Here is a 20,858-nt window from a genome sequence, read left to right as displayed (position 1 = left end):
GAATTTGCTTTAATTGGTCACCTCTAGGAAGTATTCCAAGCACCCCCCCTTTTTCATTATAATATCACAAACTAATTCAAACGTTATTTAAGTGCTTCGCCTAATTCTAGCCTAGCCCTTAGAATATCTTGCATGTTCCAGAACGCTGCGCGTTCGTATCCGCTTGTCCTTTGTTCTAATCGGACAGCTTGATTCATATGAATAGACGAGTTATATGGATCTTATTTATGAAAGAGAATTCCTTGGAAAGGATGCGATCTACTCGCGTTATGGAACATGTTTTCTCACCTAAAACAGAACAATTATTGGCATTTGGGGTAGCCTTTTTTTGGACAATCACTTATATATTGATTATTTATAAGGGGTTTCGGGATCGAACTTGCGGAATGCCCATCGCTGCCCTTTGTGCCAATATCACTTGGGAATTTCTATTTTCCTTCGTTATGCCTTTTCACCCCATCCAACAAGTCATAACTCTGGTATGGTTCCTATTAGACTGCATCATTTTGTTCCAATTTTTCCATTATTCAAAAGGCACCTATCCAACATGGCATACAAAACCTATAGTGCTCTCTTTACTTGTCATAGCGATTCTGTTGCACTATGGAATGGCTGTCGAATTTCATGATCATGAAGGCAAGTATTCTGCTTTCGGAATCAATCTAATGATGTCCATACTCTTTATAAAAATGGTTATGAAACAAGATCTAATCGGCCAATCCATATACATCGCCTACTTCAAGATGGTGGGCACCTTATGTGCATCCATTTGGTGTTATTCCCTATACCCACATTCATTCTTATTAAATACGATGTACATCCTTACATTTATTCTAGACGTCATTTACATCATGTTGGTTCGCAACAAGTCCATAAAGATCATTCATAGACCCCCTATTTCTAGGGTGAAATCTGCAATCACTAAACCATATTAATGCAAAAAGAGACCCGATAAGGTCTCTTTCTTGTTGTGCATATAGAGGCAGAACATTACATGAATCCAAGCAAATTACTGTCTACAAACATTTCAAAGCGACTAATTCCAGATTCATAAGAGCGATCCGGCTGTTGTTCTACATAATGCCTTAGAATTTCGCTTTCATGACTGGAAAGGAAATCTCTACCGTCACACTCCGCTATCAAACCCTTATGGAAATCAATAATATCACTTCCACACCCTCTAGATTGAAGGTCCCTTTCCAACTCGGAATAGATGGCCCTTAATTGTCCTGCTTGTTTTTCCAGCCTTAATTGGTTTTTACCATTGTATGGATGTTGTAGTACACTTATTATTAGTGAATTTACAAAAGCTTTAAATAGGTAAGAGTTAACAAACTTCCTTTGCCAGTTTTGATCCGCAATGAGGTTTTTAAACTTACTCTGGTCGGTTATTTTCCCTGTTGATTCATGCATTTTTTGTTCGGCTTTTTTGTAAGCGCTCGAGAAATAACTTAGTAAGGAATCGTTCAAGACTTCACGGGGCTTAGAGGAAATATCAGTTAAATCATAAAAAAAGCTACTCTTGTACTCAAAGGGATAATAAGGTGGTGAGACCCTTCGTGCTAGTTCTGCCGATTTCATTGCCGTTTGGCTCACAGAACTAAGACTTTTATCTACTGTATAGCGCATTGGCTTTATTGAATATTGGTTGATCTCTTCTGGAGCCAGTTTAATGGTTGACGCACTATTTGCTCCATCAGATATCCCATTACTAAAAAAGACTTTTATGGCTTGCCCGATTTGATAGGTTACGCCCTCAAGGCGTGTTGTATCCCTTTCTCTTGATATATCAGCTTGATCGTAGATAATTCCTTCTTTTGCTCTATTATATCCAACAAGAAATCCACATGAATAAAGGCGTTCACAATCTTTCAAAGCAGCATTAACATCTTGCAGGGTTTTAACTACATTGATGTGTCTTTGCATACTACTCTTATTAATTAGCTCATTAAACTTTGATTTGATTTCAGCTTCAATTTTACTCATCTCGAATTCTCCTTAACGCAATGTTAACCACTTCTTTAAGCAAACTTTCCAACGATCTTCCACACCGTGGATTGATGATCCTCAAAATTACCACCTATATCAAGTTTTGCCTTTGTTGCAGCTACCTTGAGCCCCGTATTAACACCGAGATCATCCTCATACCTCACTGTTAGCGAAAAATCCTTCATTCCGTATTTCAGTCGTCCATCCGCGATTTGTTGCCATGTTGGCTCATGATGAAACCAGACTAAGTTGGTCGGCATAGTACTTGTAGTGTCCCCGTTGAAATTTGCGGTAAAAAGTATCTCCGATCCCGATTTTCTGGTTGAAGAAGCTTCTACTCCACCTTCAATACCTGCCTGTGGTATGGATATGTCCATCTTTGAGGAGAACTCTTTCGACCACCCTGTAACATGTTGCACCTCAATATAAGTAGCCCCTAAAGACATGAGCAAAATAACGGCCTCAGAGAATTTATGTTCAAATGTAAGGCGGTGAAATTGAGCAAATGGAAAATATACATTCTCTGCAGCAGGATGTGCTATGTAAAGAACGCCGAACCTTGGATGGCCGGGAGGAAATTTAATTTTTCTGGCATCGTTTTGTGTAATGGGTAACGTTTTAATGCCTTGTTCTCTAAGTTTCATTATGCCTTTATATAATTCAATAGTGGTTTCAGCAATAATAAGTGGTGTAGGAAGCATAAATCTTGATAATGATTTTGCCTTTTTTACAAGGCCTGAATCTTCCTGCTCTCGTCTATACTTCTGCTGTGCTTTTATTTCTTCGTCACTCATAACTACAATTAGTTGTCGTTCAGCATATGGCCGTGATAAGAAATTTACATTTTCCTCTGACTGTATCAATGAAGACCTACTCCTCTTAAGGTAATATTATCGCTGCATGAAATACTCCACAGGGTAAGTTCGACGAATAAATATAAATCCCTCTATTAGCGGAAGCTTTAGGTTCCGCATTGTCAATTCATCATGTGATCATGTAGATGTTCCGATTACTTAGCTTCATATAAAGCGATATATTCTGAAACTCTGGAGTGGAGCAGCCGCCTAATAATTCCGTTGTTAGGGGAGATAGCTTAGGATACAAACGTCTGTCCTCTTCATAACTTTAATTCTCCCGTGACTCCTTTAACAGACGCTTCGCTTCATTCCGGTCCGCGACCTGCAGCTTGTTCAAGATGGTGGATATATTGTTGGCCACCGTTTTGACGCTGATAAAGAGGTGGGAGGCAATCTGCGCGTTCGTATCGCCTTCAGCAATGCGCTCCAGAATTTCCATCTCCCGCTTGGACAGCTCGGCCAAAGCGGGATTGCCCGCCTTGACGGCCGCCTTGGGAGCCGCGAAGTAGTGTATCATCCGCGCTGCTATGTCCGAGCTGAACACCGCACCGCCGCTTCCCACCATCCGGATGGATTGCAGCAGCTCGGTCTCATCGGCATCCTTCAGAACGTAGCCCTTGGCTCCGGCCCGCATGGCCGTGAACACGGATTGATCGTCCTGGAACATGGTCAGGATGAGCACTTCGATGCGCGGGAACCGCTCCTTGATCAGCCGGGTAGCCTCGATCCCGTTTAATCCGGGCATGCGGATATCCATTAAGATTAATTCCGGCTGCAGTGCAGCCGCCAAGTCCAGAGCTTCATCGCCTGACGAGGCTTCTCCCACGACTTCCAAATCCTCCGTAGTTCCCAACAAATTTCGAACGCCACTCCGAAACAACGGATGGTCGTCTGCGATGACAATCTTCATACCCAGCTCCCCTTAGTAAAAGTGCCTTTCCTAAAGCGGCAAAACAGCGAAAACCCGCGTTCCGCCATCCTCCAATCTCTCAATCGTGCATTGCCCGCCAAGCTCAGCGGCCCGCTCCCGGATCGATTGCTGTCCGATGCCTCCCTTTCCGGTGGTGGAGGCTGCCGACCTTAGGCTGCCGGCGATCCCATTGTCCGTGATTTCCACGGTCAGCTGATGTGAGGAATGGACGTCCAACCGTACCGTGCAAGACGTTGCTCGCGCATGCTTGATTACATTCACGACAGACTCGATGACGATCCGATAAACCGCGACTTCCACCGCTGCGGGCAAGTCTGGCAGCGGCGTCGGCGCATGGAACCCAATCCTCAGCGGCTCGGTTCCCTGCTCCTCGGCAAGCAACTGAACCGGCTTGGAAAGCTCATGGATCCGCTCTTGAATTGCGCCGATCAGCCCCAGTTCATCCAGGGTCGGCGGACGCAAATCATGGACCATCGTCCGAATCTCATTCACGGTAGACCGAATGACCTGCCGCAGGTCGGCCAGCATTTCAATAGCGGTAGAGGGTTCCTTCTCTACGTATTTCTGCGCCGTCGCCGCGTTCAGAGCAAGCGCCGCTAGTCTTGGAGCGAGGTCGTCGTGCAGGTTCTTTCGGATTTGGCGGCGTTCTTCCTCCCGGGCCAACACCAGCTTCTCGCGGGACTCCTGCAAATCTTTCGCCAGCAGCTTCATGCCTAGCGTCATGTTCACGTTCTCGACGATCGGTCCGGCTTGCCGCAACAGGACGTCGAGAAACTTGCCGTCTTCCGGAGAGAAGGCTTCTCCCGGTGAACGGCTGGCAATATAGAGTGTACCGAGCTCTTCGCCCCTATGAATAACGGGAAATGAATGCAGCTCGTTCAGCGGCTCCCCCACTGAAGCTACCATCTTTTGATGAACACCGACGCCGATTGAAATTCCCGTATAAGGAAGGCGCATCGCTTCTTTAACTGTTCTGACGACGGCGTCCAGCATAGCCTCCGGCGCAAGCGGCTGGATCAGCTGATTGCCGAGCTCAAGGAGCACGGCATAAGGATCGTCGTGCCGGCCTTTCATAAGCCGGTTAATTTGGCGCTGGAGCCACTCCTTGAGCGGTGCGAACGCAACTGCAACCATGGCCGTAGCCAGAAGGGAGATGATGAAATTGTCCTTCGTTTGAAACATTTGGCCCAAGTAGAGAACAACAAAGGTATACAGTAGGACAACACAGACGGATAATGCCGCATAGACTAGCGTTCGGTTAACCAAAGGATCGATGTTCCACAGCCTCTCGCGCAGAATCGCCATCATCAGCGTAATCGGTATGGCTGTCAAAGATACGTTAAGGATCGCATTCAAGTACACATAGGCGATGGCGGAGCCGTCGTTTAAACTGGGATCGAACAGGATGCTCATGCAGACAAAGCCGACAAACCCGATCGAAACCCCGTATACGACCCATTTGGTTTGCTGCCGCTGAACAGGCTGAGAAACCTTGCGAAACCGGTAAATCTGCGAATAGATGAGGATCATCGTAGAGCCGACATACCAAAGCAATTGAATATACTCCGGCAAGGCAAGACTATCCCACATTTGACCGCGATATATAAATTGAAGCACATCCACAGCGACAATGAGGAGGAAGACGAAACGGGTCCATTTCGGAACGAAGAATCCGTCAGGAAAAAGAAAGACAAACAACGACAACGAAATCCAGCCCAGCATCGAGACCAACATGAACCAATTTTGCGCGAAAAAGCTGCCCTCCGCAGCGACCATCGTGAGTGAAGGGAAAGAAGTGCCGAAGGAAACCATCGCTGCGGCAGCCAGCAGGCCCATCGGTTCGCGGAACCCTTTCCACAGAATGACAGCGGACGTCGCATAAAACACGAAGGTAAAGACGCAATCGATCAGCACGAACAGAAGGGCGTAGTTCTCTACGGTAAGCCCTTGACCCGGGATCGTCATGACGGGAACTAAATTCCCGCAGCCCTGTTCGATGCAAGTGGTAACCAAGGACATGTAATAGCGCGGAATGCTGCCGATATACATCCCCATCGTGATGACGCAAAAAGTCAGGATGAGCAGCTGCAGGCTTGCCAATCCCCAATGATTAGACTTGCGGACTTCTAGTGCCATTCCCTACACGCCCTCCGGAACAATTAATATAGCTAATTATAGCTCCTGCCCCTTGGAATGAATATGGATGGTGCATAATTTCCCGCCGGCCTTCCCGCCTTTTCCCGAAAAATGACTCCAACTCTTCCCGTTAAATCGGGAATTGACTTCTCTGGTATACGGGAATTCCTGCCCCTTATGATAAGTACATGACAACGCGAAAACATATTGGAGGCTGAGAAAAATGAATGAAAAGCAAACTATTAAATGGCTAGGCATGATTTGTATCCTTGCGGGAATTGCGCGAATCGGTATGACGCCAACTTCGATCATTTGGGGAACGGACAGTCCTCAAGAACTGACTTTCGGATTCATCGCTTGCATTCTGATGTCGGTCGGCACGATCGTCACGTTCATGGTGCAGTCCCGTGAAACCGGGGTAACGGGCTTTATTACGACGTTGGCTATCATCATTGCGAACATCGTTACGACCGCAATGGTATGGACCCAATTTACCGCAGGCGCCGGAGCAACAATGCCGGAGGGCATTTTGGTCAACATCTCCAGGGCAATTATGATGGTTGGCTTGATGGGGGGATCGCTTGTGTTCGCGATTCTTACTTTCCGGGCCAAAGTATTTCCTCGCTGGGTTCCGGCTCTGCTCCTATTGATGATTGTGAACCTCTTTCTTCCGATTGCGGACAACAAATTCTTCGCGGCTTTCTGGGGAATTGCATATGTAGGGATGGGCTACTGCGTCTGGGCTGGGAAGCTTAATGTATCGACGGCAAAGAGAACCGAATCCTTGAGCGCTTAACCTGCTCTCCAACTCAAATGGGGATGCCAAAAAAGGGCATCCTTATTTGTTTTTCGCCTAACCCTCTCATCATAACTTGACTACTTGTTTCTAGTACTATATAGTACTAACATGAGGAAAAATACACTTAGCAATAAAGACATTGCGCTACAATCAGCTTTCACATTGTTTCTTACCAAGGGTTTTCAAGCGACAAGCATGGACGACATAGTCGTACATAGCAAAGTCTCAAAAACGAATATTTATTACCATTTTAAAAGCAAGGAGGAACTGCTCCTCACTATTGTTGATCAGTTGATTTCACACTATGAGCAACGGATTAATCACATCCTGTCTCAAAGTGAGACCTCCGTTCTGGAAAAATTAGAAACGTTACTCATCATCCTGACCGATAATACTGAACAAACTAACTACCTTGGCGGCTGTCCGTTCCTAACCCTTTACACGCAAACACCCCTTGAAGCTATCGAAGTCAGAGACAGAATCAAAAGCTTTTTTGAACAACAGTTCCATGCCGTTGAATTGATTTTAGCCGAGGGGATTGCGAAGCAAGAACTAAAGTCGGAACTCCCCGTCCAACAAACAGCTGCACTCATCGTCTCCTCTATCGAGGGTGCTCTTTTCTTAGCTCAAGCTTCTAATAACCCAGATATCATCAAAACCGTCTATCCCGCTTTAGCTTTATTGCTAAAGTAATTTTTTTAGCCACACTAGTACTAATTAGTACTAAAAATGAAAAAGGAGAGTTTTTATAATGAATATCTTTTTAACGGGTGGAACTGGTTTTATCGGAAGGCATCTGCTCTCTGAATTGGCTTCTCAGCACCAGATTTATGTACTTATACGTCAAAAAAACCGTTTGCTTGAAATCGTAAATCAATTGCCAACCGATCAACAGCCTAACATCCTGCCAGTCATTGGTGATCTGACGCAACCCAGATTAGGTTTAGAAGATACTAGCTATAAGCAAATGCTTGCCACTGATCTAATCATTCATGCAGGCGGCCCCATGAATATTGAGTTAAGCCTCAGGGAAGCAGAGCAGTCATTCCTATATCCTGCCAAATCACTTGTTCAGCTGGCAAAAGATATTAACGCCACAAAAGGTTTAAAACATTTCATCCATGTCGTAGGTTTCATGAGTCCTTATCATGAACAAAATGCAATGTCGGATATTGATCAACTGCTAGATAAAGAACCGCCCTATGAGAAAATGAAGTTTCTAGCGGACTCCTATATACGTAAAACTCTTCATGCTATGAACATCCCATTATCTACAGTTAATCCCAGTGTCGTCGTTGGAGATTCCTTCTCAGGGAAGACGGAACAGCTTGGAGGTCTTAGTATCTTAATTGATGCCGTGAGGCGAAACCTTATGCCGCTCGTTCCAGGTGGCGACGACTACTGGCTGCCCATGGTACATGTTGATCATGTTGCCTCATTTATTGCAAAGCTTGCTAATACAGAAGGATTAACAAGCAATACCTACTATCTATTAGATCCTAAACAAGCGAGTCCATCAATTCGAGTCTTGACTCAGCTCATTGCAACAGAATTACAAACAGCCCAGCCCTTGGGCAGGGTACCCCTTCCGTTATTAAAAACCGTTCTTGGAATGGGTGTTGGAAAGCTCCTTGGTATTCCTAAGGAGTCCATGAACTTTCTTGTAAAGTCAGAATTTCCTGTCAACACTAAATTAGAAATTGAACAAATGAGCGAGACGAAATCATCCATAGTGCCATCTACACTTCCTTTTATAGTCAGCGATCTTGATTATCGGTTAAATCATTTAGGAGTGAATCGGCAGGAGAGCTTTTCTCAACGAAGAAGAACGAATTTAATCTCATTGGAAAAAGATATCCATGGCATCCCTGTTATTTTTCTTCATGGGACGTTTAGCGGTGCGGATGCCCTATTGCCTATCGCAGGATCTTTAAGTGATGTAAATACATGGTTCATTGATTTGCCTGGATTTGGACGCACTCCGTACCACCATGAACCTTCTGTTATAGAAGGCTATGTAGACAGTGTAGCAGCCATGATTATCGAGTTGAATAGACCCGTTATATTGGTGGGTCATTCATTTGGCGGATTGATTGCCGCCCGAGTGATGCAACGTCTGCCTTCACTGATCCATCAGCTCATTATGCTGCAGCCAGTCTTGCATCCTGTAAAACCTAAATACAGAATTCAAGGCGTTACAAAACTCATTTTAAAATGTATGAAACCTACCAAACTGAAAAGAGAGCTGCTTCAAAGCAAAAATTTCATAGCATCCAGCAAATATTTAGAGGATTACGTTCATTATGTGGTTCATGATTTAAAATCACCCCGCATCCGCACTACTAACGCCGCGGTCATGTCATGGTTAACTCAATCGAAGTCCATTCAATTGAATCCTGAGATGTGGGATGAGACCAAAGTCAAAATATTATGGGGATACATGGACAAAGCACATTATATTCCAAAGCCATATGAACATCTCGATATTACTCGTATTCCATATGGTCATCAATTTCCCATCGAACGTCCCGAACAAACGGCCCACTGGATTCGTCAGGCTTTGAAAGTTTGAAACATCAAACAATTGTGAGAGGGATATAGAAATATTCCGGTAGCTCTTCAAGATGGTGATGGGCATGTCAGTTACCAACCTCAATCATTTAACGAAGTTCCGCGTCTCATGCGTGCTTACTTTTCTTGGCTTTACACAAGTGTTACCGGATATACAAACCCATATGAGACGACAAATGCTAATCATGACAAAAAGGTCCATCCTCTGATCATTGCTGGAATCACTCATCATTTAATAGGTTACATCCGTCCTTTTCCTGATGGTAATGGAAGAACAGCGCGGGCATTTTCTACTTTGGTTGGTTTAATACACAACGACCTTGCCACGATTAAAGATGCATTTAGCGTAGAAGAATTCTTTGATAAACGAATCGCGGATTATTATGATACGCTCATGGCTGCAACTCAAGGTAACCTAAAACCATTCATTGTCTTTTATCTCGAGTGCGTCAACGCATCGCTTACCAAGGTTCTCAAAGAACTGCAACGTTACGATAGAATAAAACATATTCGTGAACTACTGGGTAGAGGACATGCAAAAACAATGTTCGAATTGATTAGTAGAATGGATGACGGAGAGATATTTCATAGACAATTGTTTGCCGATACTCTAGATGCTTCATCCTCGAGTATCGCCAAGAATATCGCAAAACTAATAGATCTAAGCGTCATCAAGTCAGGAGACGGTCGTGGAGAGTACATTGTTTGTATTGTGGATTAGCCTCTAAGAATGAATAAAGACTATAACAGCATTAAAGAGCACTGTTCCTCTAAACATTTGGGGACACAGTGCTCTTATTGCATTTTGCGATGGGCTCGCATATCCTTTTTCCCAGACGTTCTAAGCCGTTGCGATTAAACTTTCTTTCGAAATCGTGCGATATCGCCTTTATTTGCGTTTCTCTCTATAATAGGATTAATAGAATCCTTTACTTTTTAGCAAGGAGCTTTGTAATGAACTCTTCTCCAGCTTTGAACGATGAACAATGGTTGAAGCTGCTTGAGCAAGTGGCTCACACCTTTAATGAGGTTACCCTTAACCGAGGGTTTAATTATTTTAAGCAGCAGTACGTAGCATCTTTGAACATTTCGGAGAGTCGTGTTGTTCAAGCGAAGGTAACAGGCTCGGAAGACTATAAGGTTACGCTTTATTTAGACAGGCTCAGCTCCAGTTCCTGTACTTGCCCTGTTCACACGTATTGCAAACATCTGGCAGCGGTTATGATGGAGCTTGCTGACCGACTAGGATACCCGGCTTCGCAGATTGTGAATGCCAAGCATCACCTCAAGCGAATTCATTCGATTACCCCCGCCAAGTCGCAGCTCAACCAATTGCCCAACATGGATGTTGTCGGCTGGCATGAGTTTCTGACCCAAGCTACATCCCATGTTAAACCGGGTTATGATCAGGGAATCTATATGGAGGCGCTGCGGTATCAGTTGGATAATATCCAGAAGGAGTCCATTCCTTTTTCTGCGATTGATTGGACTTATTTTGAGCTGCATCAAGAACTATTTATCCTTCGGAAGGTAAAAGAGCAGAATGCTCAAGGCAGTGTAAACTACTACACCTCTTTTGCGCTTTATCGAATGTATGATGAGATTCATGCTTGGTTACAGCAGAAATCCACTCTAATCAACTTCACCAGCTCTGGAGAGCGTATTAAGCAAACTTTGAGTTATGTTAGACAACAAATGGCAGAAGATCAAGGTCATAAGTACCTGGACTACGGTCTGTATACAGCGATGTGGAAGCACTGGATTGTCCCCAATCCCGAGGCGGACTACTGGGTGTTGCAGGAAATCGATGACATTGAGAAGCAAACAGCCGTTTCAAGCTCATCATCCCTCTCTGCGGCAAAGGCCTTCCTGTACCTTCATCAAGCCAGAAGCAGTGAAGCATGGGATGCTTTAGAGGCGAGCGGTACGTTGAAAAAAGCACCAGTAAGTCTATTCCTAACTTTCCTTAATCATCTTAACAATACTAACGATTGGCAAAATTTGGTGAATTGGTTACTGAAGACAGCCCCTTATTTCTATGGCCAAAGTTCCAAGGAGCTTTATCCCTATATAGGATACTGGAAAGCTGCGGTCGTCCATTCTCCGGATGCTGAGAAGCAGATGTGGACGGTTCTGCAAGAGATGCTGCCCCATTCTACCCCGGTTATCGAAAATATGCTGTATGAGCAGAAAAAATGGAAGCAATGGGTGGAGATGCAAATTTTACAAAGGCATGATCCCCTCTTCCATCGGGTAAGCGTTCTCCACCCGATTGAGAAGGAAGCGCCAAGTTATCTTCTCCCTTATTACCATCAAGCCATCGAGCATTATGTCTCTCTTAAAAACAGGCGTGATTACAAATTAGCAGTCAAACTGCTGAAAAGACTTGAAAAGGTGTACAAGAGAACGAAACAAGTCCAGCACTGGGATCGCTTTTTCACTGTTTTTATGGAACGACATAGCAGATTACGTGCGCTGCAAGAGGAAATAAAGAAAGGAAAACTGTTGGAATGAGTACAATATTGCATGATATTTCCTTACAGATGATTCTGACGGATAGCGGGGACGCCCTGCTATGGGGCCTTCAAGATGGACGTGATATTCCGGGAGATCAGTTCCGTAATCTATTATTCGCGTGGCATGAGCCATCCTGCTATGGAACCACTCTGGCGCTGCAGCAGGCTGGGGAATTGTTAGTGACGGTCCTCCCTGCGGAAATGGTGCTTCCCTTCTTAGCCGAGCCGAGTCTTATGGACATACTCCGTTGGGAGGGCGGGAATGAAGCCGCAAAGGAATTGCTTAAAGCAGCTCCGGTCCTATATGGAGAAGCCAAAACAGGCCGTTATTTACCGAGCTACCGCTCATTTCGGAAAGGGAAGCTCCAATGGACATGGGAGGCTGATTCCACTCAGCTGGAGCAACTGGATTGGGACAAGCTGAATAGCCTGGACACCTTAGGAGAGGAAATGTCCGGTTTGCACTCCGCCTTTTCCGCCGCTGTTTCCTCAGAGCACTATGCGGACGAAGCCGCCATGTCCGATCTTCGGCGGGATTATCCCGCACTGTTTCAAGCGCCTTCGCCCGAGGCAGCCTCGGCTTATGCATTTACCGAGGAAGAGTGGCTTGCAGCACTCGGGTGGAAGCCTGACATGGCCCCCTTCCGTCCTGCGTTGCAGCTGTTGGAGCCGGACGAAGAACAGAACGATTGGCGCCTCCGGTTGGTGCTGCAGGATAAAAAGGAAGGCTCAGCGGTCGTTCCCATTCGTCTAGCTGTAGACGGGCACGCTTCCGGCTTATGGGCCAGCGATTGGAGCTCCTACATCCGTGAGCGTTCTCCCGGATGGGCAGCAAGGTTGACCGCGGCTCTTCCAACCGCGAACAGCGGCGGTTTGCTGTTCGCCGAACCGCTCAGTGATGAAGCCGCCTGGCGGTTCTTGACAACCGATAGCCGCCATCTTTTGAGTGACGGGTGGAACGTCATGCTCCCCGGGTGGTGGGAAGCCGCCTCGAAGCGGAAACCGCGCCTGCGTGCACAGGTTTCACCCAATGCGGGTGGTAATGGCCAGTCGTTATTCGGGCTAAATGCCCTCGTCGACTTCGACTGGCGCATTGCCATCGGCGATGCGGACCTGAGCGAAGCTGAATTCGCTGAACTGCTCAGCCACAAGGAACGGCTGATCCGCTTTCGCGGAGAATGGGTCATCTTGGATCCTGCTCTTCTGGAGAAGATCCGTAGGCTCATGGAAAGCGTGAATCCAGACGAAGGCTTGTCTTTGCAGGATGTTCTTCAACTGCACCTGTTAAGCGATGCGGATCAAGAGAAACGATTAGAGAGTGGTCGGACAACCGGAGAAGATGCTGGGGACGAAGAAGAACGGATTAAGCTGGAGGTTGAGTTAAACTCACACCTCTTAGCACTGCTCCGCCAGCTTGGAAAGCCGTCAGAATTGCAAGAGCTTGCCGTCCCTGATGGGCTTCGCGCAGAGCTGCGCAGTTACCAGCGTGAAGGCTTCACTTGGCTGAGCTTTCTTAGAAGGTTCGGGCTTGGTGCCTGTTTAGCCGATGATATGGGGCTTGGCAAGACCGTTCAATTCATTACTTATTTATTGCAGCATCGAGAAGAGTCTGAGTACCCTGCTCTACTCATCTGCCCAACATCTGTGCTCGGCAACTGGCAGAAAGAGCTTGCCCGCTTCTCCCCCGAATTGAAGGTTTTGCTTCATTACGGGAAGGGACGGTTCGACCGCGATACCATTTCTTCCGCTCTTAAGGATACGGATATTGTAATCACCTCTTATGCGACTGCGCTGTTGGATCAAGAGGCCCTGCAGGAAATCATGTGGAGCTCCCTCTGTCTGGACGAAGCCCAGAACATCAAAAACGCGCAAACCAAACAATCGGCTGCTGTCCGTTCCCTCCAGGCAAGGCACCGTGTTGCTCTGACAGGGACACCGATTGAGAACCGGCTGTCGGAGCTTTGGTCGATCTACGACTTCCTTAACCCTGGTTACCTGGGGAGCCAGCGCGGGTTTCAGCATCGGTTTGCTGGTCCCATCGAGAAGAATCACGACGAGGAACGGACCGAACAGCTCCAGAAGCTAGTGAAACCCTTCATGCTGCGCCGCAAAAAGAACGACCCCGCTATCCAGCTGGATCTGCCGGATAAGCAGGAAATGAAGGTCTATATCAACCTTACGGTCGAGCAAGGAGCACTCTACGAGCAGGCAGTCAAGAATCTAATGGAACGAATGAGCAAACTAAAGGGTATTGAGCGAAAAGGAGCCATCCTCGCTGCCTTGACCCAGCTTAAACAGCTATGCGACCACCCCGTGCTGTTGACGAAGGAGGCTGCACCAACAGTGGAGGATCTGCTGCCCGAAGAGCATCGGGAGACGTTCATCACGCGATCCGCGAAACTGGAGCGGCTCGTTGCCATGGTCGACGAACTCCGGGACGAGGGAGATTCTTGCTTGATCTTCACCCAGTACGTTGGCATGGGCCGTATGTTGGCCGACGTGCTGCGAGCGCATCGAGGGGAGCCCGTCTTGTACCTGAACGGCAGTACGCCCAAGGCAGAGCGTGATAAGATGATCGACACGTTCCAAGCGGCAGAAGGGACTGGCCCTGGCATCTTTGTTCTGTCGCTTAAAGCCGGCGGAGTCGGTCTCAACCTGACGGCGGCTAACCATGTGTTCCATTTCGACCGCTGGTGGAACCCCGCTGTCGAGAACCAAGCCACCGACCGTGCCTACCGGATGGGACAGAAACGCAACGTGCAGGTGCATAAATTCATTTCCCTCGGCACCCTGGAGGAGAAGATTGACGAGATGCTCGAGAGCAAAATGAGCTTGAGCGAGAACGTCATCTCTACCTCCGAGAGTTGGATTACAGAGCTATCGAACCAGGAGCTGCGCGATTTGTTTACGCTTCGGCAAGCGTGGTGAACCAGTATGGCCCTCTCTAGCAAGAGAGGGTTACCGGGGTTACTATGGAACCTACCTTTCACCGCGTCGCAATGCTCAGTTTGTATGGCAAAGCAAAGGTCTCGTCATTTACAGACCTTAGGAACTGCTGTAAGCTTATTCTATCAAAAGGTGGCGATTATTCTTGCATTTCATAAGAACCCTACTAGGCCTTTTGATTCCCCATAGGCTTCTAAGCGGCCTTTTTTTATTGTGCATTCTCATAGAAGTCACTTATGCGGCAGCAACTCCCTTGAGCCTGAAATACCTGGTGGACGAGGCATTCACACCCAAGAACCTCCACGCATTCGCGATCATCCTGACGGTGCTGCTTAGCAGCGGCTTTCTCAACATTTGTGCAAGTATGGGCGGGGATTACTCGTTAGGAACGCTTAGCGGCCAGGTCATCAAGAAGCTACGGCTCGAGCTGTTTACACACCTGCAGCAGCAATCGCTCCCATTCTTTCAGCAATACAGAGTCGGAGATCTTGTCACCCGCTTCTCTACGGATATGTCCTCGGTGGAAAGAATGGTTCGCGTCGTAATCCCCTTTTTCCTGAAGGAGGCACTATGCATTCTGCTTGGGCTCTTTATCTTGTTCTCTATTGAATGGAAGCTCACGCTGGCCATGCTTGCAGGCTCTACGCTGATGTTTATCGGGCCGAGGCTCCTTCAAGGGCGTGCGGAAGCCGCCAATGTTCACTATAAAGGATCGCAGGAACGCTTCTCCAATTCGATTGATGAGATGGTTAAGGGGCATAAGACGATAAAAAGCTTGCATCTGCAAGCCAAATTCCACGAGCGAGCCCGTAAGCAGGTGCATGAGCTCTTTTCCTTCGGCCTAAAGGTACATCTTACCGGGTCTCTGATGGAACGGCTCCCTCTTACAGCACTTCTCATTTTGAATGGGATCATGATCGGCTTCGGCGGCTATTTGATCTTCCATGACGAGATAACCATCGGCGGTTTCATGGCTTTTTTCACATTATTCTTAAGTGTAGGCCAGTCAGGCTCCAATTTATCGTTCCTGATCCCAGCCCTTATCGATTCGAGTATTAGCTTTCGGCGCATCCAGGAAGTTCTGGACCATAAGCCCAGCGTGCAGGAGGCCCCTCATCCTCTGGAGCTCCCTTCTGATCTACCCTCGATCCGGATGGATAGTGTGACCTTCGGTTATAACGTAGAGGCCGATCAATTACGCAATGTAAGCCTTCAGATCTCAGCCGGGAGCTATGTGGCCTTCATCGGTCCCAGCGGCTCCGGCAAAAGCACTGCGCTGCAGCTGCTATCCCGCTTCTATGATCCGAAGCAAGGCACCATCGCTATCAATGAATACGACATGCGCACCATAAGCGAGGCTTCTTTACGAAAGCAAGCTACACTTGTTACGCAGGATACCTTCTTATTTAATACGACAATTCGGGATAACCTGCTGCTGGACAGTGATGCTTCGGAAGATGAAATGATTGAGGCAGCGAAGCAGGCGCGCATCCATGATGTCATTGCAAGCTGGCCATACGGATACGATACAAGAGTACATCATGAAGGGGGCTCTCTTTCCGGCGGCGAACGACAACGCTTGTCGATTGCGAGGATGCTCCTGAGGAAGCCGAAGCTGCTGCTGCTCGATGAGGTAACATCAGCATTGGATCCGGCTGCCGAAGCGGACATCAATCAGCTCATTGATCGGCTCCGAACCGAGAAGACGATTGTATCCGTGACCCACCGATTGGCCTCTGTCAAGAACGCCGACCGCATCTATGTATTCCAGGATGGCCGAATCGCGGACTCCGGTACCCACCAAGAGCTTCTGCAGAAGAATGAACTTTATCGCAGTCTCTGGGATAAGCAGTTCGGATTTAACCTGTCTCAGGATGGGCTCTACGCGACGGTCGATATTGACAGACTTGCCAAGCTTCCCTTCCTCAATGGCATTGAAATACCGGTGCTTAAGGTCATCGCTGCGCTGTTTACAACCGAAACCTGTAAGGAAGGCGAGAATATTGTTAGCGAGGGCGAGGAAGGCAACAAATTTTACATCATTGTCCGTGGTAAATTTGAAGTCACGAAGCGTATGCCTGATAGAGGAGAACGACGGGTCGCCGTGCTGCAGGACGGCGATCATTTCGGCGAAATCGCATTGCTTCACAACATCCCCCGGATCGCTACGGTAAGGGCGTTGGGACCTTCGGTGCTGTTGTCCGTCAGACAAGAAGCGTTCCATCGTCTAATGGCCGAGCACCCGCAAATTCACCAATCGTTGGAGCTTACACTTCAGAAGAGAATCGGATGACAACTGGAAGTCAGGAAGGAGACCCATGATGACGATGCACTGCCAAAAATGTGTGAGCGATGACGATTTCGCCAAAGCCAGTCTATTTCTGTTAGCTCATAAGCGTGATCTCCACCTTTCTTTTACCACCTTGGAAATGGTAACCCTCATTTATTCCTACATTGCTCAAGGGCACTTGGTTGTGGTCAAGAATGACGACAAACGTGTGGTCGGAGCAGGAGCCTATTACTACGGTACGCCGGAGCAGGAATTTCAGGATAAGGCTGTCGCCTGGTTGGATGTGGCCATAGCTGATAAAGCTTACCGAGGATCCCGGATCTTTCTCCAGGGATTGCTATTTATGGTGAATAAGATTATCGAGGAGCACCCGGAGGTGCAGGAAATCAGGCTCGCTGCCTTGGCCGAAAACGACTATTTATGCAGGCTGTACTCCAAATTCACAAGCGCGAGCTCCGTACGTGAAGGCACTCATGGCAAAGAAATCGTATTCTGTGAGAAAATTAACAATCTAAGGGATACCCTAAAAAGATTTACCAAGGTATAATAAAAAGGAACTAAATACCATATAGGAGGCGATCCGTCATGTATCCAGCAAAGCCCGACGTCAAAGAAATCGTTAAAGGAAGCGGCTTCGGCAAAATCGTAAAGCTTAACGATACCCTTAGAGTACAGCCAACGACTTAATGTCTTTCGAATTCCGAATCTGCGAATTTGAAATGGACCATGAAGCCTACATGGACTTCCTGCTTAGCCATCACGACGAACTGAACTTGCCTTACCCTTTCGCTATGAAGCTCAGCTTCATCAGCAGTCCGCTCTTTCTAGGCAAAGCGATGCTCGTTATCAACGAGGAGTCCTACCACATGGTCGGCGCGGCCGGCTTCGGTTACGGCACGGGTCCCGGCGATTATGAGGACAAGCATATTTGTCAGATCGAGGTAGCCTTTATTGAGGAAGGGCTGCGACGTACATCCTTGTTCGTACAGGGACTGCGCGCACTGCTCTATGCCATCAAAGAAGGCAATCCCGACGTCCGGCAGGTTCAGTTCTGGGCTTCCGCGGCTGACGATAGACTCGATCGGCTCTTTGCCAAATTCCTCGCTCTGCCCGGCTCCACCAAATCCATCGTGAACGACTTTGCCCTCTATACGGTACCGTTTCACGAGTTGGAAGCGTATTGTACCCATTTGAGGAAATCGGCAATAGCCGACTATAATGAAAGAGCCTGACGCCGGGATCCAGCGTAGGCTCTTTTCTGTATGGGCATAAGGCTTGTTGAATCCAAAACTCAGAATTTGTAACCCCTCGAATGCATCATACTTTACAAGAGTAAAATTGAAAATTTTTCTATATATAGATTATAATAATGAGGAAGAAGAATCAAAAAGAGATCATAATAAAAGATTTAAAGGAATCCAAAATTAGGAGGAAATCATGGGCAGATTAGTTCATTTCGAAATTCATGTAGATGACATGGAGCGTGCTAAAAAGTTTTATGGAGAGGTTTTCGGATGGATATTTGAAGATTGGAGTAGTTATGCTGGAATGCCTTATTTTGGAGCTGTAACGGGCGATGCAAATGAGCTTGGCATTAACGGAGCTTTGATGCAGCGCCAAGGTTCTTCCCCAGAACCAGGTAAGGCTTTGAATGGCTATGCATGTACAATGGGAGTGAAAGACTACGATTCTACTGAAGCAAAAATTATTAATCATGGAGGCAAAGTCGCATTGCCTAAGTATGCACTGCCTGGTATGGCTTGGCAAGGGTACTATATGGACACCGAAGGAAATATTTTTGGTATTCATCAGCCAGATGAAAACGCAAAATAGAATGTAAATCCAGATTATCCATATAGCTGCATCAACTGATAGCCATCAACAAACAGGTACTTTCCTTATAATAGGAAAGTACCTGTTTGTAGTTAGAAGTGCTTTAACACATATAAGGATATTCAAGAGATGCTGGTATGCATATTCTATCGATGTTGATCGACAAGAATTTGATTCCCGTCTGGATCTTCAATAACAAAATGTGCTGGTCCTTCTTTTGTTTCATCTGCTTCAGTCAGCATTTTCATTCCTTTTGCTTTAAGCTGCTTTTGAATTTCTCGAATTACGCAATTTTCATTCTTCATAATAAGCCAATTTTGTGTAATGTCTCCACCAAAAGCTTGAAATCCGAGGTTTTCGTAAAAAGATTTAGATACCTTAATGTCTTTTACGTTTAAACTTACAGAAAATGCGCCTAGATTCATATTTTCTTCTCCTTCATATTTATGCTGATGAATATGTTGACACCGCATGGAGAAGCAGCGGCACTGACTTTCACAGACACAGCGAAGATCGGTGCTTGGGCACAGAAAGCAGTAGCACAAGCAGTACAGGCAAGCATTATTAAAGGCTATGAGGACGGCAGTTTCCGACCAGATGCACAAATTACACGCATGTTCTCAGATTCCTACACTCTCCCCCATTGTCTGCTCCACAGGGCTATTGCAGCTCGACACCTTCGACGCAGGCCACAATACCTTTCCGAACAAAATGCCCAGCAGGCCGATCACGGTAATCACCATACCGAAATTCAGGAAGGTACGCGCGGGACCGGAAACTTGAACCAGAAGTCCCCCAAACAGCGGCGCTCCAATCATAACAATCCCAAGGACTGTGCTCTGAATCCCGAACACACGGCCAATCATATGCGGAGGCGTTTCTTTCTGCAGGCAATAGTTGAATGTAACCATGAACATGCCGTTGCCGATGCCCAGCACGAACCCTAGTGCCAGCACGGGAAGCACGGAAACCCCGGCAGGGAGCAACCCCAGCCCTCCAACAGATAGGCCGATCAGCGCATAACCACTTCCGAACTTCCATCCATAACCCGTTGCATGGTTCATTTGACTCATCGCTGCAATGATGAGTATGGCGCCTGCGCCCGTTGCCGCCACCATCCAGCCGAGCAAAGATTCCTGGTCCGGCGCAACCGCCCGGAAGAGGCTGGTGAACTGAAAGTCGACCATCTGGATTGCGAGCGTTCCGGTTAATCCGAACAGCATGGTGGTCAGCAGCAGTCGGCTGTGCAGAATGAAGCTCCAGCCTTCTTTCCACATGATACGCAGCGGAACCCGCTGCTCCGGCTCCGGCTCCGGCGCCGGCACGGACGGATGCTTCCCTTCAACCGCTTCCCTGCCGTCTCCAGCCTCCGCATTCTTGACAGTGAGCAGCAGCAGATAAGAACCCGCCCTGAAGCAGGCGCACAGCAAAATGCACCACTGCGGCGACAAGAGGGACAAGGCGAATCCGCCTAATAAAGGACCGGCGATTTTGGAGCCCTGGTTGACGATTCCGTTGAGCGAGGTCGCCTGAAGCAGCTGATCCTCCCTGACGATACTGCGTGTCAACGACTGCTGAGCGGGCACATTTAACGTAGAGATAGCCGCACGCAGCATAAGCAGAGGAAGCAGCCATACCATATTCGGAGCCAATAACACCAACAAGGTCAGAACTGCCGCAAGCAGATCGCAAATACGCATCAGCTTCAGCTTGTTCAGCCGATCGGCAGCGACACCCGCAACCGAACCGAGCAGGATGCTGGGCAGCGCATTGGCGACCGGAATCAGGGCAAGCATCAGCGGACTGGCCTGCCAGCGATACCCCACAAGCACCTGGATCGCCAACGTGTCGAACCAGTCGCCAAAGGTCGCTGCGGCAAAGGCACTATATATGCGCACGTATACTTTGTTGTGAAACAGGCTTGCTCCTGCTTGTTGTGAAGCGGTCATTCCTCATTCCTCCAAATCGCAGTAAGATCGTATAATTTACT

Annotated in this window: 17 protein-coding genes and 1 pseudogene; 12 read left to right on the top strand and 6 right to left on the bottom strand. The window is 47.4% G+C overall.

Annotated elements, in window-relative coordinates:
- Positions 1–197 precede the first annotated feature (197 nt).
- Positions 198–935, top strand: a complete 738-nt coding sequence (locus AC58QD_RS15535) for a transmembrane-type terpene cyclase (RefSeq protein WP_497334743.1) — start codon at positions 198–200, stop codon at positions 933–935.
- A 55-nt stretch (positions 936–990) separates the two neighbouring features.
- On the opposite strand, the gene AC58QD_RS15530 is transcribed toward AC58QD_RS15535, so the two are convergent.
- From AC58QD_RS15530 to AC58QD_RS15515, 4 genes are all read right to left on the bottom strand, one after another.
- Positions 991–1,986 carry a hypothetical protein gene (locus tag AC58QD_RS15530; protein ID WP_497334741.1) on the bottom strand — a complete coding sequence of 332 codons (996 nt, stop codon included), beginning with the start codon at positions 1,984–1,986 and terminating at the stop codon, positions 991–993.
- 35 nt (positions 1,987–2,021) lie between these two features.
- Entirely contained in the window at positions 2,022–2,852 is an 831-nt protein-coding gene (locus tag AC58QD_RS15525; protein WP_497334739.1) for a hypothetical protein, read from the bottom strand.
- Positions 2,853–3,114: 262 nt separating this feature from the next.
- Positions 3,115–3,756 carry a response regulator gene (locus AC58QD_RS15520; protein ID WP_497334737.1) on the bottom strand — a complete coding sequence of 214 codons (642 nt, stop codon included), beginning with the start codon at positions 3,754–3,756 and terminating at the stop codon, positions 3,115–3,117.
- A 30-nt stretch (positions 3,757–3,786) separates the two neighbouring features.
- Positions 3,787–5,913 carry a GAF domain-containing sensor histidine kinase gene (locus AC58QD_RS15515; protein WP_497334735.1) on the bottom strand — a complete coding sequence of 709 codons (2,127 nt, stop codon included), beginning with the start codon at positions 5,911–5,913 and terminating at the stop codon, positions 3,787–3,789.
- Between the two features lie 223 nt (positions 5,914–6,136).
- Between AC58QD_RS15515 and AC58QD_RS15510 the strand changes: the two genes are divergently transcribed.
- The 10 genes from AC58QD_RS15510 (at position 6,137) to AC58QD_RS15465 (ending at position 18,868) form a co-directional block, all read left to right on the top strand.
- Entirely contained in the window at positions 6,137–6,709 is a 573-nt protein-coding gene (locus AC58QD_RS15510) for a hypothetical protein (protein ID WP_497334733.1), read from the top strand.
- Positions 6,710–6,820: 111 nt separating this feature from the next.
- Positions 6,821–7,405, top strand: a complete 585-nt coding sequence (locus AC58QD_RS15505; protein ID WP_497334731.1) for a TetR/AcrR family transcriptional regulator — start codon at positions 6,821–6,823, stop codon at positions 7,403–7,405.
- A 58-nt stretch (positions 7,406–7,463) separates the two neighbouring features.
- Positions 7,464–9,284 carry an alpha/beta fold hydrolase gene (locus AC58QD_RS15500; RefSeq protein ID WP_497334729.1) on the top strand — a complete coding sequence of 607 codons (1,821 nt, stop codon included), beginning with the start codon at positions 7,464–7,466 and terminating at the stop codon, positions 9,282–9,284.
- Between the two features lie 33 nt (positions 9,285–9,317).
- Positions 9,318–10,004 (top strand): Fic family protein, encoded by a 687-nt coding sequence (locus AC58QD_RS15495; protein ID WP_497335003.1) that lies wholly within the window; start codon positions 9,318–9,320, stop codon positions 10,002–10,004.
- Between the two features lie 233 nt (positions 10,005–10,237).
- A complete protein-coding gene (locus AC58QD_RS15490; RefSeq protein ID WP_497334727.1) occupies positions 10,238–11,797 on the top strand; it encodes an SWIM zinc finger family protein in 1,560 nt (519 codons plus the stop codon).
- Positions 11,794–14,727, top strand: a complete 2,934-nt coding sequence (locus AC58QD_RS15485; RefSeq protein ID WP_497334725.1) for a DEAD/DEAH box helicase — start codon at positions 11,794–11,796, stop codon at positions 14,725–14,727. Before AC58QD_RS15490 ends, AC58QD_RS15485 begins: the two co-directional genes overlap by 4 nt.
- 163 nt (positions 14,728–14,890) lie before the next feature.
- Positions 14,891–17,038, top strand: a complete 2,148-nt coding sequence (locus AC58QD_RS15480; protein WP_497334723.1) for an ABC transporter transmembrane domain-containing protein — start codon at positions 14,891–14,893, stop codon at positions 17,036–17,038.
- Between the two features lie 25 nt (positions 17,039–17,063).
- Positions 17,064–17,582: a hypothetical protein gene (locus AC58QD_RS15475; RefSeq protein ID WP_497334721.1), complete on the top strand. Its 519-nt coding sequence runs from the start codon at positions 17,064–17,066 to the stop codon at positions 17,580–17,582.
- Between the two features lie 172 nt (positions 17,583–17,754).
- On the top strand, positions 17,755–18,267 hold the full coding sequence (locus AC58QD_RS15470) for a hypothetical protein (protein ID WP_497334719.1): 513 nt from the start codon (positions 17,755–17,757) through the stop codon (positions 18,265–18,267).
- Positions 18,268–18,472: 205 nt separating this feature from the next.
- Positions 18,473–18,868, top strand: coding sequence for a VOC family protein (locus AC58QD_RS15465; protein ID WP_497334717.1), 396 nt, complete (start codon positions 18,473–18,475; stop codon positions 18,866–18,868).
- A gap of 146 nt (positions 18,869–19,014) precedes the next feature.
- Here AC58QD_RS15465 and AC58QD_RS15460 read toward each other — a convergent pair whose 3' ends face one another.
- The gene (locus AC58QD_RS15460; protein ID WP_497334715.1) at positions 19,015–19,293 is read right to left on the bottom strand and encodes a VOC family protein; all 279 of its coding nucleotides are present in this window, start codon (positions 19,291–19,293) and stop codon (positions 19,015–19,017) included.
- A gap of 21 nt (positions 19,294–19,314) precedes the next feature.
- Between AC58QD_RS15460 and AC58QD_RS15455 the strand changes: the two are divergent.
- A pseudogene (locus tag AC58QD_RS15455) lies at positions 19,315–19,470 on the top strand (S-layer homology domain-containing protein); the annotation flags it as partial.
- An 18-nt stretch (positions 19,471–19,488) separates the two neighbouring features.
- On the opposite strand, the gene AC58QD_RS15450 reads toward AC58QD_RS15455, so the two are convergent.
- Positions 19,489–20,817: an MFS transporter gene (locus AC58QD_RS15450; protein WP_497334713.1), complete on the bottom strand. Its 1,329-nt coding sequence runs from the start codon at positions 20,815–20,817 to the stop codon at positions 19,489–19,491.
- Positions 20,818–20,858 lie beyond the last annotated feature (41 nt).

The organism is Paenibacillus sp. J2R1T-4, assembly GCF_059692235.1.
Note: the sequence above shows the minus strand (reverse complement) of the source record. Positions and strands in the feature narration are given on the sequence as shown.

Excerpts from the sequence above, each read along its gene's own strand:
- AC58QD_RS15535 (WP_497334743.1), top strand. The coding sequence starts at position 198 with ATGAATAGACGAGTTATATGGATCTTATTTATGAAAGAGAATTCCTTG.
- AC58QD_RS15530 (WP_497334741.1), bottom strand. The coding sequence starts at position 1,986 with ATGAGTAAAATTGAAGCTGAAATCAAATCAAAGTTTAATGAGCTAATT.
- AC58QD_RS15520 (WP_497334737.1), bottom strand. The coding sequence starts at position 3,756 with ATGAAGATTGTCATCGCAGACGACCATCCGTTGTTTCGGAGTGGCGTT.
- AC58QD_RS15515 (WP_497334735.1), bottom strand. The coding sequence starts at position 5,913 with ATGGCACTAGAAGTCCGCAAGTCTAATCATTGGGGATTGGCAAGCCTG.
- AC58QD_RS15510 (WP_497334733.1), top strand. The coding sequence starts at position 6,137 with ATGAATGAAAAGCAAACTATTAAATGGCTAGGCATGATTTGTATCCTT.
- AC58QD_RS15505 (WP_497334731.1), top strand. The coding sequence starts at position 6,821 with ATGAGGAAAAATACACTTAGCAATAAAGACATTGCGCTACAATCAGCT.
- AC58QD_RS15500 (WP_497334729.1), top strand. The coding sequence starts at position 7,464 with ATGAATATCTTTTTAACGGGTGGAACTGGTTTTATCGGAAGGCATCTG.
- AC58QD_RS15490 (WP_497334727.1), top strand. The coding sequence starts at position 10,238 with ATGAACTCTTCTCCAGCTTTGAACGATGAACAATGGTTGAAGCTGCTT.
- AC58QD_RS15485 (WP_497334725.1), top strand. The coding sequence starts at position 11,794 with ATGAGTACAATATTGCATGATATTTCCTTACAGATGATTCTGACGGAT.
- AC58QD_RS15475 (WP_497334721.1), top strand. The coding sequence starts at position 17,064 with ATGATGACGATGCACTGCCAAAAATGTGTGAGCGATGACGATTTCGCC.
- AC58QD_RS15470 (WP_497334719.1), top strand. The coding sequence starts at position 17,755 with ATGGACCATGAAGCCTACATGGACTTCCTGCTTAGCCATCACGACGAA.
- AC58QD_RS15465 (WP_497334717.1), top strand. The coding sequence starts at position 18,473 with ATGGGCAGATTAGTTCATTTCGAAATTCATGTAGATGACATGGAGCGT.
- AC58QD_RS15460 (WP_497334715.1), bottom strand. The coding sequence starts at position 19,293 with ATGAATCTAGGCGCATTTTCTGTAAGTTTAAACGTAAAAGACATTAAG.
- AC58QD_RS15450 (WP_497334713.1), bottom strand. The coding sequence starts at position 20,817 with ATGACCGCTTCACAACAAGCAGGAGCAAGCCTGTTTCACAACAAAGTA.